13 protein-coding genes are annotated in these 15,085 nt (G+C 62.9%); 6 read left to right on the top strand and 7 right to left on the bottom strand.

Annotation, left to right across the window (positions count from 1 at the left end; all coding sequences use genetic code 11):
- The first annotated feature begins 9 nt into the window (after window positions 1–9).
- Window positions 10–1,110 (top strand): 5-(carboxyamino)imidazole ribonucleotide synthase, encoded by a 1,101-nt coding sequence (locus tag Q0D45_RS00885; RefSeq protein WP_293387334.1) that lies wholly within the window; start codon window positions 10–12, stop codon window positions 1,108–1,110.
- A gap of 19 nt (window positions 1,111–1,129) precedes the next feature.
- On the opposite strand, the gene Q0D45_RS00880 is transcribed toward Q0D45_RS00885, so the two are convergent.
- Window positions 1,130–2,182, bottom strand: coding sequence for an alpha/beta fold hydrolase (locus tag Q0D45_RS00880; RefSeq protein WP_293387332.1), 1,053 nt, complete (start codon window positions 2,180–2,182; stop codon window positions 1,130–1,132).
- 134 nt (window positions 2,183–2,316) lie between these two features.
- Between Q0D45_RS00880 and Q0D45_RS00875 the strand changes: the two genes are divergently transcribed.
- Window positions 2,317–3,285, top strand: coding sequence for a C-terminal binding protein (locus Q0D45_RS00875; protein WP_293387330.1), 969 nt, complete (start codon window positions 2,317–2,319; stop codon window positions 3,283–3,285).
- Between the two features lie 20 nt (window positions 3,286–3,305).
- Here Q0D45_RS00875 and Q0D45_RS00870 read toward each other — a convergent pair whose 3' ends face one another.
- From Q0D45_RS00870 to dnaA, 6 genes are all read right to left on the bottom strand, one after another.
- Window positions 3,306–4,055, bottom strand: coding sequence for a ParA family protein (locus Q0D45_RS00870; RefSeq protein WP_293387328.1), 750 nt, complete (start codon window positions 4,053–4,055; stop codon window positions 3,306–3,308).
- Between the two features lie 66 nt (window positions 4,056–4,121).
- Window positions 4,122–5,969, bottom strand: coding sequence for a PQQ-binding-like beta-propeller repeat protein (locus Q0D45_RS00865; RefSeq protein WP_293387326.1), 1,848 nt, complete (start codon window positions 5,967–5,969; stop codon window positions 4,122–4,124).
- 129 nt (window positions 5,970–6,098) lie between these two features.
- Window positions 6,099–8,519: a DNA topoisomerase (ATP-hydrolyzing) subunit B gene (gene gyrB / locus Q0D45_RS00860; protein WP_293387324.1), complete on the bottom strand. Its 2,421-nt coding sequence runs from the start codon at window positions 8,517–8,519 to the stop codon at window positions 6,099–6,101.
- Entirely contained in the window at window positions 8,516–9,595 is a 1,080-nt protein-coding gene (gene recF, locus Q0D45_RS00855; protein WP_293387322.1) for a DNA replication/repair protein RecF, read from the bottom strand. Before recF ends, gyrB begins: the two co-directional genes overlap by 4 nt.
- A gap of 30 nt (window positions 9,596–9,625) precedes the next feature.
- Complete coding sequence (dnaN, locus tag Q0D45_RS00850) at window positions 9,626–10,726, bottom strand: DNA polymerase III subunit beta (RefSeq protein ID WP_293387320.1); 1,101 nt, start codon at window positions 10,724–10,726, stop codon at window positions 9,626–9,628.
- A gap of 260 nt (window positions 10,727–10,986) precedes the next feature.
- Window positions 10,987–12,318 (bottom strand): chromosomal replication initiator protein DnaA, encoded by a 1,332-nt coding sequence (dnaA, locus tag Q0D45_RS00845; RefSeq protein ID WP_366946299.1) that lies wholly within the window; start codon window positions 12,316–12,318, stop codon window positions 10,987–10,989.
- Window positions 12,319–12,551: 233 nt separating this feature from the next.
- On the opposite strand from dnaA, the gene rpmH reads away from it, so the two are divergent.
- From rpmH to yidC, 4 genes are read left to right on the top strand one after another with little or no spacing between them, the layout of a single operon-like run.
- Window positions 12,552–12,689, top strand: coding sequence for a 50S ribosomal protein L34 (gene rpmH / locus Q0D45_RS00840; RefSeq protein ID WP_022976731.1), 138 nt, complete (start codon window positions 12,552–12,554; stop codon window positions 12,687–12,689).
- A gap of 24 nt (window positions 12,690–12,713) precedes the next feature.
- Window positions 12,714–13,109: a ribonuclease P protein component gene (gene rnpA / locus Q0D45_RS21560; RefSeq protein ID WP_366946297.1), complete on the top strand. Its 396-nt coding sequence runs from the start codon at window positions 12,714–12,716 to the stop codon at window positions 13,107–13,109.
- Window positions 13,061–13,276 (top strand): membrane protein insertion efficiency factor YidD, encoded by a 216-nt coding sequence (gene yidD / locus Q0D45_RS00835; RefSeq protein WP_022976729.1) that lies wholly within the window; start codon window positions 13,061–13,063, stop codon window positions 13,274–13,276. Before rnpA ends, yidD begins: the two co-directional genes overlap by 49 nt.
- A 4-nt stretch (window positions 13,277–13,280) precedes the next feature.
- Window positions 13,281–14,975 (top strand): membrane protein insertase YidC, encoded by a 1,695-nt coding sequence (yidC, locus tag Q0D45_RS00830; protein ID WP_293387314.1) that lies wholly within the window; start codon window positions 13,281–13,283, stop codon window positions 14,973–14,975.
- The last annotated feature ends 110 nt before the right edge of the window (window positions 14,976–15,085 follow it).

Here is a 15,085-nt window from a genome sequence, read left to right as displayed (position 1 = left end):
CACGCTCCGATGAAAACGGGAATGAAGATCGGCGTCCTCGGCGCCGGCCAGCTTGGCCGCATGCTGGCGCTGGCCGGCTATCCACTCGATGTCGATTTCGTGTTTCTCGATCCCGCATCGGAAGCCTGTGCCGCGCCGCTGGGTGAGCACATCCACGCCGACTACAGCGACGAAGCCGCGCTCGCCGAGTTCTGCTCGCGGGTCGACATCGCGACCTACGAATTCGAGAACGTGCCGAACGCGGCCGCCGAATTCGTCGCCGCCCGCGTGCCGCTGCATCCGGCGCCGCGAGCGCTGACCGCCGGCCAGGATCGACTATCGGAGAAAGCGCTGTTCGTGTCGCTGGGCATTCCAGTGCCGACGCACGCCGCGGTGGATTCCCGCGCCGATCTCGATCGCGCCGTGGCCATCACCGGCTTGCCGGCAGTGCTGAAGACGCGGCGCATGGGCTATGACGGCAAGGGCCAGGCGGTGCTGCGCATATCGACTGATCTCGATGCCGCCTGGGCCGCGATCGGCAGCCAGCCCTTGATCCTGGAAGCCTTCGTGCCGTTCGAGCGCGAGCTGTCCTGCCTCGCGGTCCGCGCACAGGATGGCCAGATGGCCTTCTATCCGCTGGTCGAGAACGTCCACCGTGCCGGCATCCTGCGTACCGCCACGCCGACCGTGAACGATCCGCTGCAAGCGCAGGGTGAGGACTACGCGCGCCGCGTCGCCGAGCATCTCGGCTATATCGGCGTGATGGCTTTCGAGTTCTTCGTCGCCGGCGGCAAGTTGATCGCCAACGAGATCGCGCCCCGAGTGCACAACTCCGGGCACTGGACCATCGAAGGCGCGGAAACCTCGCAGTTCGAAAACCATCTGCGCGCGATCGCCGGCCTGCCGCTCGGTTCCACCGCGCTGCGTGGCGCCTCGGTGATGGTCAACTACATCGGCCTCGCGCCTGAGCTGGAAGCGGCGAGCGCCTTGGAAGGCGTGCACACGCACCTGTACGGCAAGATGCCGAAGCCGCAGCGCAAGATCGGTCACGCGACAGTGACCGCCCCGGACGCTGCCGCCCTCCAGCTTCGGCTCGCCAAGCTGCTGGCGATCCTGCCGGACGGCGGCTAGGGCCGATTCGCAAGCCGGATCAGACCGGCGTCGCGAGCAGCTCGGCGAGATTCTTGTCGAGCTGCGGGATGTAGCCGGGGTCCGCCCCGAACAAGGCCAGATGACCGTCGATCGACTGGATCGGCCGGAATTCCGCCCCCGGAATCAGCTTCGCTTCGCGTTCGCAATCGACCGGTGGGAAGAACATGTCGCTGCTGATCGGCATGACGAAGGTTTTCGCCTTGATCCGCCCGAGTGCCGCCGCCAGATCACCGCCGGTGTGACGGCTGACATCGCCGTTGCGCCACTTCCAGGCCATCGCCAGCAGCGCGTTCGGGTCCATGACGCCGAAGAAGCCGTTCATGAAGTTGGTGACGAAATCGTCAAGCGACGAGAAACCGATCGCGGCCATGCGGCCCTGGGCGTAGAACTCGGTGCTCCAGCCCATCAGGCCCCAGAGCTTCGCGTGGCGGCGCAGGCCGGCGCGAACATCCATGTGCGAGCTGTACCAGCCGTTGTTGTAGCCGGGATCAGAGGTGATCGCCTCACACAAGGTGTCGGCGAACAGCTGGTCGTGGATGGTGTTCTTCGCGGTGCCGGCCAAGGGCGCCGCGCGCTTGACCATGTCCGGATAGCGCACCGCCCATTCGTAGGTCTGCTGGGCGCCCATCGATCCGCCGGTGACCAGTGCCAGTTCGGTGAGGCCGAACTTCTCGGTCAGCAGCTGGTGCTGGGCGCGCACGTCATCGCCGATCCGCACCTTCGGAAAGTTGGCCATGCCGGCCGGGAACGGCGTGTTGTGCGGGGACGATGACAGGCCGTTGCCGATCTGGTTGACGATGACGATGAAGTACTTCGCCGGATCGATCGCCCGGCCGGCGCCGGTGTAGACCTGCTCCATGATCTTCGAGGTACCCGAAAACCAGGTCGTGATCAGGATCGCGTTGTCCTTGGCCGCATTCAGGGTTCCGAAGGTCGCATAAGCCAGTTGGCAGCCGCGGATAGTACCGCCGTCCTCGAGCACAAAATTGCCGAGGTCGAAGCTTTCATACGGGCCGTGCACGGCCTGCGAGTAGTACGGGTTGTCGATCATGCGGTCTCCTCCGGTTTGGCGTGTCGTTATGACCAGGAGCCTAGCCGAGTGCGATGGCTCGTCAGGCTTCTAATCAAAGCCCTAGGGTTTGCCCGCGCCCGTAGCGTCAGCATTGATCTGCTACGTTCGCCGCCGTGAAAAAGACCATCTTCATCACCGATCATCCATGGCCCGATCTCGATTTCGAGCGCGAACGATTCGAAGCCGCCGGCCATCGACTGGTCTCGGGGCGTTCCGCCGCCTTGCCAGGCCGCGAAATCGAAGCGATCGCCGAACGCGAACGACCGCAGGCGATCATGACCTGCTGGGCCGAAGTCTCCGCCACCGCGATCGGCCATTGCCGCGATCTGGCGATCGTCGCCCGCTATGGCGTCGGCCTCGACAACATCGCGCTCGACGCGGCCTGGGCCGCCGGCGCCCGGGTCACCAACGTGCCCGACTACTGCGTCGAGGAAGTGTCCGACCACGCGGTGGCCATGCTGCTGGCCTGGTCGCGCGGAATCGTCCAGTGGGACCGCGAGGTCAAGCGCGGCGTCTGGGATCCCTCACAGGCCCGCCTGAAGCGCACACGCGGGCTGACGGTCGGCCTCGTCGGCTACGGTCGCGCCGGCAAGCTGGTGGCCCGCAAGCTGTCGGGGTGGGGCCTGCGGGTGATCGCCTGCGGTCGCACCCCGCCGGCTGGCGATGACGCCGCCCAGGTCGAGTGGATGACGCTAGACCAGCTGTTGCCGCAGGCAGATGTCGTGATCGCGCTGTTGCCGCTGTCACCTGTCACCGCGAACCTGTTCAATGCCGATCGTTTCGCGCAGATGAAGCGCGGCGCGCTGTTCATCAACGTCAGCCGCGGCGGGCTGGTCGACAACGCGGCGATCCTCGATGCCCTCGATTCCGGTCAGCTCGATACCGCGGCACTCGATGTGATCGCCGGCGAGCCGAATCCGCCGGCCACCATCACCGCGCATCCAAGGGTGATCGCGACACCGCACATCGCGTTCTCCAGCCCGGACGCGATCCAGGAACTGCGCGAGCGAACCGTCGAAGAGGTGTTGCTGGCGCTGCGCGGCGAACCGGCGCGAGTGCTGGTGCGGCCAAGCGGCCGCTAATGGCGCGGCCGATCGGAAGATTAGCCTCGCCGCAGGTAGTTCGCGTTCTCGGCCCATAGCGCCCGGTAGCACTCGGACGCGTCGCTCGAAGGCTCGCTGATCACCACAGGCGCCCGCGTTTCGCCCATGCGTTCGATCGACGAGGCGTAGGGAATCACCGCCTGACAGACGTCCTTCATCGCCTTCGGGGGCTGCTCGATCAAGCCCTTGTGCAGCAGGCGACGACGATCGGCCATCGACCAGAACGGCCGCAGCCGTGTACGCGGCAGTTCGTTGGCCTTGAAGTAGTCGATCAAGGTCATCAGCGCGCGCAAGGACAGATGCGTCGGCACGGTCGGCACCAGGATGCGATCGACGGCGGCGAAGATGTTGTCGGCCACGTGCGACAGGCTCGGCGGGCAATCGAGCACCAGCAGCGAGTACTGCTCGGACAGCGGCTCGATCAGGTTCTTCAGCGTGTCGTGACTGTTGTTGTCCTTGCGCAGCCAGACATCAAGGTGACGCGCTTCGAGATCGGCCGGAATCAGATGCAGAAGCTCGTGATGCGGGGTCTCGACGATGCGCTTGCCGATCGGCGCAGTACCGCGCCAGATCGCCTTGTCAGGCGCCTTGGCGCCATCGCCATGCAGGTACCAGGTGGCAGCACCCTGGGGATCGAGATCCCAGAGCAGGGTGTGCAGGCCGGACTCGGCAGCGAGATAAGCCAGATTGACCGCAGCGGCCGTCTTGCCGACGCCGCCTTTGACGTTGTAGATCGCCAGCGTTTTCATGCGCGCCTCCGGAAAATGCGAGCGTGAATGTCCCGCAGTTCGGCTGCGGTATCAATGCTCGCTGGTTCAGAACGTCTGCACGTGCGCGGCGACGGCTTTCACTGACGTTTCATCGAGCGGCGACGGATACAGCTTCGGCATCTTGTTCGATGGCTGCTTGATCCATTCGATGGTCTTGTTCAGGTTCTGGCGCTTGGACAAACCCTTCAGCGAAGGGCCGACGCCGCCTTCGCCACCACTGCCATGGCATGCGGAGCAGACCTTGCTGTAGATCGAGCTTCCAGACGCCGTGCTGGTGCTGTCCGCAGGCGATGCATTGGACACCAGCCGGCCTTCGCCCTTGCCGCCGAGCTTGTAGAGGATCAGCGTCGGCACGCCGCTGCCGCCGAAGGTTGCGCGCGAAACATTGCCCGAGGTCGCGGCCACGTACTGGGTACCTCCCAGCGCGTAGCTGATCACGCCACCGGCGACGGCGCCGCCGGTGGCGGTCTTGTACAGAACCTGGCCGTTGGCGCTGTCGAGCGCGAAGAAGTTGCCGGCCATGTCGCCGCTGAAAACCACGCCGCCCGCGGTCGGCGTGACGCCGGCGACGACCGGGCCATCGGCCTTGTAGCTCCAGCGGATCTTGCCGTTGTCCGGATCCACCGAATGCACCCAGCCGTAGGACTCGTCGTCCATCTTCCAGGTGCCGCCGAGCATGAACTGGCCGGGGATGAAATCCTTCTGCGGCTTCGGCGTGATCGTCGAGCACCAGTCGACAACGCCGACGACGATCGCCTTGTTCTTGGCATCGAAGGCCGGGCCGTTCCATTCGACGCCGCCGAGCACGCCCGGACAGGTGCGCAGGCCGGCTGTCGTCGCCTGCACACCTTCGTTCTCGATGCGGGCGATCGGCGTATCGAAGACGCGCTTCTGGGTTTCACGATTGACGCCATACAGATGGCCGTTCTTCGAACCGATCGCGGCAATCGGGTGGCCGCTGCTGTCGTGGTAGAGCATTGGCGCGGCGCCGAGATCGAGGTCGTGGCCATCGTTCGAAACGATCTGGTGATACCACTTCAGCGCGCCGGTGCGGGCATCGAGCACCAGCATGCTGTCGGTGTACAGATTGGCGCCTGGGCGATGACCCGGCAGGATGTCCGGCGCCGGATTGCCGACCGGCACGAACACTTCGCCAGTCGACATGTCGATCGAGTAATGGGTCCACGAACCGCCGCCACCGTAGCGGGCAGTGCCGCGCTCGTGCCAAGTCTCCGCACCCGGTTCTTTGCCACGCGGAATGGTGTTGAAGCGCCAGGCCTCGCGGCCGTTGGCCTGGTCATAGGCCATGATCCGGCCTCTGACGCCCCAGTCGCTGCCGGCACTGCCGATGATCAGCAGGCCCTGCCAGACGATCGGCGCAGCGCTGAAGAACTCGCCCTGCAAGGGATCGCCGACCTGCTGCTGCCAGAGGGTCTTGCCGGTCGCTGCATCAATCGCCAGCAGGCGGCCGTCCGGCGTGCCGCGAAACAGCTTGCCGTTCGCGTAGGCGACGCCGCGATTGACCGGGAAGACCTCCGGTTGCTCGGGCTTGTAGTGATGACGCCAGCGCTGCGTGCAGTTGCTGGCATCGAGCGCGATGGTGTCCTGCGCCGTAGTCAGGTACAGCACGCCATCGAGCTGGACAAGGCCGGTGTGAAACGAGCCGGTGTCATCGAGCTTGATCCTGCAGTGCTCGGCCAGCAGGCCGGCATTGGCCGGGGTGATCTGCGCCGGCAAGGCATAGCGTTGACCATCCGCCGTGCCGTTGTAGCTCAGCCAGTTGCTGTCGACTGGCGCGGCAGGTTCCTGAGCTTGAGGCGCTGCCGCGATCAATGCCAGTGCAATACCGGCAAACAGGCGCGAAGCCTGGCTCGCGCCTTTCGAATGCGTCATTCCCATCTCCTCACAGCGTCATGTCGGTCAGCAGTTCTTGGACTGCTTGCGTCACGACTCTAAGGAGCCGGAACCGATTTGAATAGCGGGGTCAGCCCGCTGTTCAAAGTGGCTCGGTGATCGCCAGCCTCAGACGTCGAGGTTGCCGACCAGCAAGGCGTGTCGTTCGATGAAATCGCGGCGCGGCTCGACGTCTTCGCCCATCAGGGTGGTGAACATCTGGTCCGCAGAAATGATGTCTTCGACCCGAACCTGCACGAGGCGGCGCACGGTCGGGTCCAGCGTGGTTTCCCAGAGCTGTTCCGGGTTCATCTCGCCCAAGCCCTTGTAGCGCTGCACGTGCAGGCCGCGGCGAGCTTCAGCAGTGAGCCAGACATAGGCTTCAGCGAAGCTCGACACCGTGCGCGTGCGCTCGCCACGACGCGCCGTGGCGCCGGCATTGATCAGTGTCTTCGCCTCGTTGTTGAAGCGGCAGACCAGCTGGTATTCCGGCGTATTGAAGAAATCCTCGCCGAATACGTAGCGGTGCGCCAGACCGTGCACCAATTGGTTCACGATCAAGGAATTTCCTTGCATTTCAACGATATAGCGCTGAACGGCGACGCCGGCGTTGAGGCTGGCGGCGAATTCCGCGAGCCAGGCCTCGCGGCTGGCTTCAGGCGCGATCGGGGCATGATCGAACAGGCGTTCGAGCACGTGACGATCGTAGTGACGGGACAGACGCTCGATCGCACTCTGGATGCGCGAGGTGTCGCGGACCAGCTGGGCGAGCTTGTCGGTCGGCAGCGCCGGCGCATCGGCCGCCGTGGTCAGCGAGGCTTCGTCGAGTGCGGACTTCAGCAGCCAGTCTTCGAGCTCGTTGTTGTCCTTCACGTAAGTCTCGTGCTTGCCGCTCTTCAGCTTGTACAGCGGCGGCTGCGCGATGTAGACGTGACCGCGCTCGACCAGCGCATACATATGCCGGTAGAAGAAGGTCAGCAGGAGGGTACGGATGTGAGCGCCGTCGACGTCGGCGTCGGTCATGATGATGATGCGGTGGTAGCGCAAGTTCTCCGGCTTCATGTCGTCACGGCCGATACCGCAGCCCAGCGCGGTGATCAGCGTGCCGACTTCCTGCGAGGACAGCATCTTTTCCAGACGCGCCTTCTCGACGTTCAGGATCTTGCCCTTCAGCGGCAGGATCGCCTGGAAACGGCGATCGCGGCCCTGCTTGGCGCTGCCGCCTGCCGAGTCACCCTCGACCAGGAACAGTTCGGACTTGGCCGGATCCTTTTCCTGACAGTCCGCGAGCTTGCCCGGCAGGCCGGCGATATCGAGCGCGCCCTTGCGGCGATTCAGATCGCGCGCCTTGCGAGCGGCTTCGCGAGCACGCGCGGCTTCGACGATCTTCATCGCGATCGCTTTCGCTTCACGTGGACGTTCGAGCAGGAACTCGGCGAGCTTCTTGTTGAGCACGCTTTCCACCGCGCCCTTGGCTTCCGAGGACACCAACTTTTCCTTGGTCTGCGACGAGAACTTGGGATCGCGCAGCTTCACCGACAGCACGGCGGTCAGGCCTTCGCGGGAGTCATCGCCGACCGGCTCGACCTTTTCCTTCTTGGCCATGCCTTCACGCTCGACGAACTCGTTCAAGGTGCGGGTCAGCGCGTTGCGAAAGCCGGTCAGATGCGTGCCGCCATCCTTCTGCGGGATGTTGTTGGTGAAGCAGAAGACATTTTCCTGATAGGAGTCATTCCATTGCAGCGCCGCTTCAACAGCGATGCCATCGATTTCGGTGTTGATGTACAGCACCGTTTCGTGCAGCGCGGTCTTGTTGCGGTTCAGGTATTCGACGAAAGCCTTGATGCCGCCGATGTACTCGAACACGTCTTCGCGGTTGCTGAGTTCTTCACGCAGCACGATGCGCAGCCCCGAATTCAGGAACGACAGCTCGCGCAACCGCTTGACCAGAATGTCGTAGTGGAACTCGAGATTGGTGAAGACCTTGCCGCTCGGATAGAAGCGCACCGAGGTGCCGCGTTTCTCGGACGGACCGACCACCGCCAGCGGCGCCTGCGGCACGCCCATCCGGTATTCCTGATGGTGGTGATTACCGTTGCGGTAGATGTCGAGCATCAGCACTTCAGACAACGCGTTGACCACCGATACGCCGACGCCGTGCAGACCGCCTGAGACCTTGTAGCCGCTGCCGCCGAACTTACCGCCGGCGTGCAGGATGGTCATGATCACTTCGGCTGCCGAACGGCCTTCTTCCTCGTGGATGTCGACTGGAATACCGCGACCGTTGTCAGTGACGGTGACGCTGCCGTCGAGCTGCAAGGTGACGGTGATTTCCGTGCAATGACCGGCGAGCGCTTCATCGACCGAGTTGTCGACGACTTCGAACACCATGTGATGCAGGCCGGTGCCGTCATCGGTATCGCCGATGTACATGCCCGGGCGCTGACGGACCGCATCCAGGCCTTTCAGCACCTTGATCGCGCTGGCGTCGTAATTGCCGCTGGCAATGTGATTCTGGGTAGGGCTCGGGGCGTCGTGCTGATCGGTCATATCGTCTTCTTCAATGTGATCTCGCCATGTTCCACGTGGAACATGGCATGGTCGTTCGTGGCTTGAAGCAATGGGCTGTAATCGAGCGCGGTGATCACACTCTGCCCAGGCCAGGCTTGCAGTTGAGTCAGCAGCCGCTGCTGGGAGTCCATCGACAACTCGGCTGCAAAATCATCGAGCAGCAGCACAGGGGCATCGTCGTGCTTCTGTCGATACAACTCGCCCTGCGCCAGCATCAATCCGGCAATCAGCAGCTTCTGCTGACCCCGGCTGACTCGTTCCTTCAACAGTGAATTGTCGCTCAATACGCGAAGCTCTGCCCGGTGCGGGCCTTCGCGGGTATGGCCAGCGTTCCGGTCACCTTCCAGCGTCCTTATCAGGGTATCGGCGTAGCTTTCGCCATCTCGCCAGCCTCGAACAAAGGCGAGTGTCCAACCAGTTTCGTCGACAAGGGATTGCCAGTACTTAGGCGCCAGTTGGCTCAATCGATCTAGGTAGTGCTCGCGCATCACCGTAAGCGCATCCGCGGTCACCGCCAGTTCCGGCGACCAGCTGTCAATTTCCCGGACGCTGGCTTGGGCTCGCAAGGCGGCGTTGCGTTGACGCAATGCGCGATTGAAGCGTCGCCACTGATCATGGAATTGCTGTTCCATGTGGAACACGCCCCAATCGATGAAGCGCCGACGGATGCCAGGACCTTCCTCGATCAAGCGGTGTGTCAGAGGATCAATCAGCAAAACCGGCATTCGGCGAACCAGATCGGAAAGCCCGGCAGGTTGATCGTTGATCCGAACTGCGACGCGGCGATCCTGCCAGCGCACTTCGACCTTATCGTCCGGACGGCCTTCGACGCCGGAGATTCGGGTATCGATCAGGAAGGATGATTGGCCATCGGTAGCCAACGTCGAGATGGCACCACGGTGGCTATCCCCGCGAGCGGCGACATATAGCGCTTCGAGGAGACTGGTCTTGCCGGCGGCATTGGCCCCGGTAACGAAGTTCAGCCGGGGATGCGGCTCGAAATCGAAAGCCTGAAACAGGCGAAAGTGTTGCGCCTTCGCCCGGCGGAAACGCATCGCTTCATGAGTCGCCGATCAATACGGCGATCAGAGCCGCATCGGCATGACGACGAACTTGCCGCTGGCTTGTGCCGCGTCATGGATCAAGCCGCTGGCATCCGGGCTGCGCAGTTTGAAGATGAACTCTTCACCTTCGATCGCGTCCAGCGCATCGAGCAGATAGCTGACGTTGAAACCGATCTCCAACGGCGCACCGTTGTATTCGATCTCGACTTCTTCCTCGGCTTCTTCCTGCTCCGGGTTCTGGGTCTGAATGCGCAGCATGTCGGCTTCGAGCGTCAAGCGCACGCCGCGAAACTTCTCGTTCGACAGGATCGCCGCACGTGCGAGTGCCGCACGCACTTTCAGGCGACCGCACTTGATGATCTTGTCCGAGTCTTCCGGAATCACGCGCTCGTAATCGGGGAAGCGACCTTCGATCAGTTTCGAGGTCAGGCGCAGGTCTTCGAGATCAACCTGGATCTGGTTGCTGGTCAGCGATAGCTTGACTGGCGCATCGCTGACGTCGAGCAGACGCTGCAGCTCAATGACCGTCTTGCGCGGCAGGATCACCTGAGTGTCTTTCTTCGCACTCAATTCGCGATTCAATTCAGCCATCGCCAAACGATGACCATCGGTCGCCACGGTGCGCAAGCGGCCCGGACGAATCTCCAGCAGCAAGCCGTTCAGGTAGTAGCGAACGTCCTGCTGCGCCATCGCGAACTGCGTGCGGGCTAGCAGGTCCTTGAGTTCGCGGTTGCTCAATTCCAGCTGAACGTCGGTCGGATCCGTCGAGAAAACCGGAAACTCTTCGGCCGGCAAGGTGGCGAGTGCGAAGCGGCTGCGGCCGGATTTCAGGGTCAGCTTGTTGTCCGCATATTCGAGGCTGAGCATCGCGCCTTCCGGCAAGCCGCGGCAGATGTCATGCAGCTTGCGAGCAGGGGCGGTGATGCGGCCCGGTGCCAGGTTCTGCACACGAACCATCCGTTCGACCTGCAGTTCCAGATCGGTGCCCGTCAGGCTCAGACGATCGTCCTTGGCCTCCAGCAGCAGATTTCCGAGGATCGGCAGTGACTGCCTGCGTTCGACCACACCAATGACCGACTGCAGCGCCGACAGCAGCTCACCGCGAGAAATCTGGATGTTCATGAGCAGACCAATTGAATAAATGGTTTTAAATCTTAAAAGATCAGTTTTAGTAGTCTGGCACCGAAACTGGGGATAAAAGCTGTAATCGCTTTCTTATCAAGGTTTTATCCAAGCAATCCTGGTGGCATTGGACACCCCAGAAGGCTGTCGAAATACCGGGATAAACCTGTGGATAAAAAGCCGTCCCGAGGCGGTGAAACGATTATACACAGCTTGTTCTACCGTCCTTTCCACCATTTTTGCAGCGTCTTGACGAGGTTTCAGTTGGTCAGCTGACGAAGCAGATTTTCGTAGTCTTCCTTGAGCCGATCGTCTTCCTGGCACAGCTCGGCGATCTTGCGAACCGCGTGCAGCACGGTGGTGTGGTCCTTGCCGAAAGCCGAACCAATTTCTGGATAGCTGTGTCGGGTCAGTTCCTTGGATAGCGCCATCGCCACCTGACGCGGACGCGCCAGGGTGCGGGTCCGGCGCACCGAGTTCAGATCGGTCAGACGGATGTTGTAGTAGGCCGCGACGGTGCGCTTTATGTTCTCCAAGGTCACCGCCCGGTCATAGGACGCCAGCATGTCCTTCAGGGTGACTCGGGCGAATTCTGTGGTGATCGGCGCGCCGGTCAGCCGTGCCGAGGCGTTCAAACGGTGCAAGGCACCTTCCAGCTCGCGAACATTGGAGCGAATGCGCTGGGCGACCAGCACGGCAACATCTTCTGGCAGCCGCACGCCGAGCACATCAGCCTTGGCCAGCAGGATGGCGATGCGGGTTTCGAACTCGGGTGGCTCGATCGGTACCGACAAACCCCAGGTGAAACGCGACTTGAGGCGATCGTCGAGCGCATCGAGCTCGCGCGGATAACGATCGCAAGTCAGCACGATCTGCTTGCGGCCATCGATCAAGGCATTGAAAGTATGGAAGAATTCTTCCTGAGAATGCTCTTTTCCGGCCAGGAAGTGGATGTCGTCGATCAGCAGCGCGTCGACCGTGCGATAAAAGTTCTTGAACTCGACCTGCCGACCGTAGCGGATCGCCGACACCATCTGGTTGAACCACTGCTCCGCGCCGACGTAAACGATGCGAGCGTTGGCCTTGTCGGCAAGGATCGCGTTGCCGATGCCGTGCATCAGATGGGTCTTGCCGAGGCCTGATTCGCCGTAGATCAGCAAGGGGTTGTAGATGCCACCGGGTGCGGAGGCGACCTGCAGGCCGGCAGCACGTGCCTGGGAATTCGATTTGCCTTCGATGAACGAGGACAGCGTGTAGCGCGGGTCCAGCTTGCCGCGGCCGTACGGCATGCTGTCGTCGACGGCGGTCGCGTTACCGCCGGTGCTGGCATTGCGAACCGGCTCGGCGTTGTTGACACCGCCAACGGCGATGTTGACCACCACGTCGTAAGCCGCGAGGCTCGACATGGTGCGCTGGATGCGGCCGAGATAATCGCTCTTGACCCGATCCATGACGATGCGATTCGGCGCCAGCAAGGTCATCTGGTCTTCGGACATCACCACGCGCAATGGCCGGATCCAGGTGCTGATCTCCTTTTCGGGAAGATCGGCTTCGAGCCGGGCAATGCAGCGGTCCCACAGGTCTTGATTCAGCATCGGGCGAAAACGAGGAAGGCGAAGAATGACGACGGAGGGCCCGATCGCGATCGGATGCCGGCCGGGAGCCGGGATCGCGTTGGAGGGCCAGTCTATAGCCTGCCCGCCGTGCTTATCCACAGGCACCGCCCAGGGGTCTGGAATGGTCGGCCTGCCGGACGGCATCGGCTGCGCTTGAAGATTCGGGTCGTCAGCGGCTAGAATCGCGGCCCGCTATCGAGTAGACCGTCATGAGCAAACGCACTTTCCAGCCGCACACCCTGAGCCGCAAGCGCACCCACGGCTTCCGTGCCCGCATGGAAACGGTCGGTGGACGCGCAGTGCTTGCACGCCGTCGTGCCAAGGGCCGCGCGCGTCTCATTCCGTAAAGCAGCATCGTCTCGACAGGTCTGGTGCTGGGTCCGGCGAGCTTTCCGCCGTCGGTCCGGCTGCACAAACCAGCCGAGTTCAAGCTGGTTTTCGCGGAAGGACGCAAGCTCCGACGCGCGCCCATAGGCCTCAGCTACAGGCCGAACGGTACACCGCAGGCCCGACTCGGGCTGGCGATCGCCAAGAAAGCGGTGGCAGCGTCACACGATCGCAATCGGATCAAGCGCCTCATACGCGAGGATTTCCGGCACAATCGCGCTCGGCTACCGATGGTCGATCTGGTGTTTTTCGCCCAGCCAGGCCTTGCCGATCTGAGCAACACCGCGCTGCGGTCGCTGCTTGCCGACCTCTGGACTCAAGTGATCGAACGATGCGCGCGTTCCTCGTCGGCCCCATCCGCGCCTACCAGCGCACCCTGAGCCCCTTGCTCGGGCCGCGCTGTCGTTTTCATCCCAGCTGCTCGCACTACGCGGTCGAAGCGATCGAACGCTTCGGTGCCGCGCGCGGCAGCTGGCTCGCCCTTACCCGTATTTGCCGCTGCCATCCATTGAATGCTGGCGGCTTCGACCCTGTTCCGGAGCGCTAGACCCATGGAAACTCGCCGCATGGCACTGATCGCGGTGCTGGGCGTGATCCTGTATCTGATCTACACCGCCTGGATCACCGATCACCCCTCCGTTGCAGCGCCGACTTCGGTCAGCGCAGCTGCAGCCGCGGTTCCGGCCGATCCGACCGCACCGCCGGTGCCTTCGGCTGCATCGACGGACGCTTCCGGCGCCGCACCGACCGTGGCCGCCGCCGCACCTGCGCTTTCGTCGCAGACGATCAAGGTCAAGACCGATCTGATCGATGCCGAGTTCGCGACTGCGGGTGCCGAACTGCGCCGAGTCGAGCTGAAGGCGTTCGCGCTCGACAAGAAGAATCCCGAGGTCAAGCTGCCGCTGCTGAATGATCGCGACGGTGTCGTGTTCACCTTGCAGAGCGGTCTGGCTGCCGTCGAAAAGCCGCTGGCCAGCGGCAGCACGGTATTCACGACTGCGCAGACGAGCTACGAGATGGCGGCCGGTGTCGACAGCGTCGACGTGCCGTTCGAGTACGTCGACGCCAGCGGCTACACGCTGACCAAGACCTACCGCTTCAAGCGCGGCAGCTACCAGGCCGAACTGATCCAGACGATCTCGAACAGGACTGGCACCGCGCTGAACGTCAGCCCGTACGCGCGCTGGCTGCGCAACCCGGTGTCGGCGGAGAAGGCGCAGAAGTTCATCGTCACCTTCCTCGGCATGGGCGTTTACGAGCAGAAGCCGGGCACTGCCGAATACCGCTTCAAGAAGATCAAGCTCGGCGCGCTCGACGACAAGCCTTACGAGTCGAAGCAGACTGGTGGCTGGCTGGCGATGATCCAGCACTACTTCATCGCCGCGATCATTCCGCCGGCCGACGAAGCGCTGACCATGTCCGGCAAGCCGGCCGGCGGCGGCAACTATCTGAGCCAGTATCTCGGTGCAACCAAGCCGGTCGCCGATGGTGCCGACGCCAGCTACACCACGGGCCTGTACATCGGCCCGAAATCCCAGGGTGCGCTTGACGACGTCGCCAAGGGCCTGGCGCTGACCGAGGACTACGGCATCCTCACGCCGATCGCCAAGCCGCTGTTCTGGACGATGAACTTCTTCCACGGCCTGGTCGGCAACTGGGGCTGGTCGATCATCCTGCTGACGTTGCTGGTCAAGCTGATCTTCTATCCGCTGACGGCTGCGCAGTACAAGTCGATGGCGAAGATGAAGAAGTTCACGCCGCGCATCGCCGAACTGAAGGAGCGCTACGCGGATGACCGCGAAAAGCTCAGCAAGGCGATGATGGATCTGTACAAGAAGGAAGGCTTCAACCCGCTCGCCGGTTGCTGGCCGATCCTGGTGCAGATGCCGGTGTTCTTCTCGCTGTACTGGGTGCTGGTCGAAAGCGTGGAGCTGCGCCAGGCGCCGTTCATGCTCTGGCTGCAGGACCTGTCGGCGGCTGATCCGCTGTACATCATGCCGGTGCTCTACGGCGCCTCGATGTGGCTGCAGCAGCGCATGTCCGGCCAGTCGGCGACCATGGACCCGATGCAGGCCAAGATCATGAACGTCATGCCGATCGCGTTCACCGGCATGTTCCTGTTCTTCCCGGCCGGCCTGGTCGTCTACTGGTTCGTGTCGAACGTCATCGGCATCGCCCAGCAGATGTTCATCACCAAGCGCATCCAGGCGGCAGACAGCAATCGCCAGGAACTGAAGAAGGCCTGAGTTCGCTGACCGGAGCCAGACGATGAGCCGCAGCGACACGATTGCGGCCATCGCCACGGCACCGGGCCGTGGCGCGGTCGGCATCCTGAGAGTGTCGGGTGTCGACGCTT

Source organism: Nevskia sp., from assembly GCF_023266035.1.
Lineage (GTDB): Bacteria > Pseudomonadota > Gammaproteobacteria > Nevskiales > Nevskiaceae > Nevskia.
This window is presented reverse-complemented; position numbering and strand designations above follow the sequence as displayed.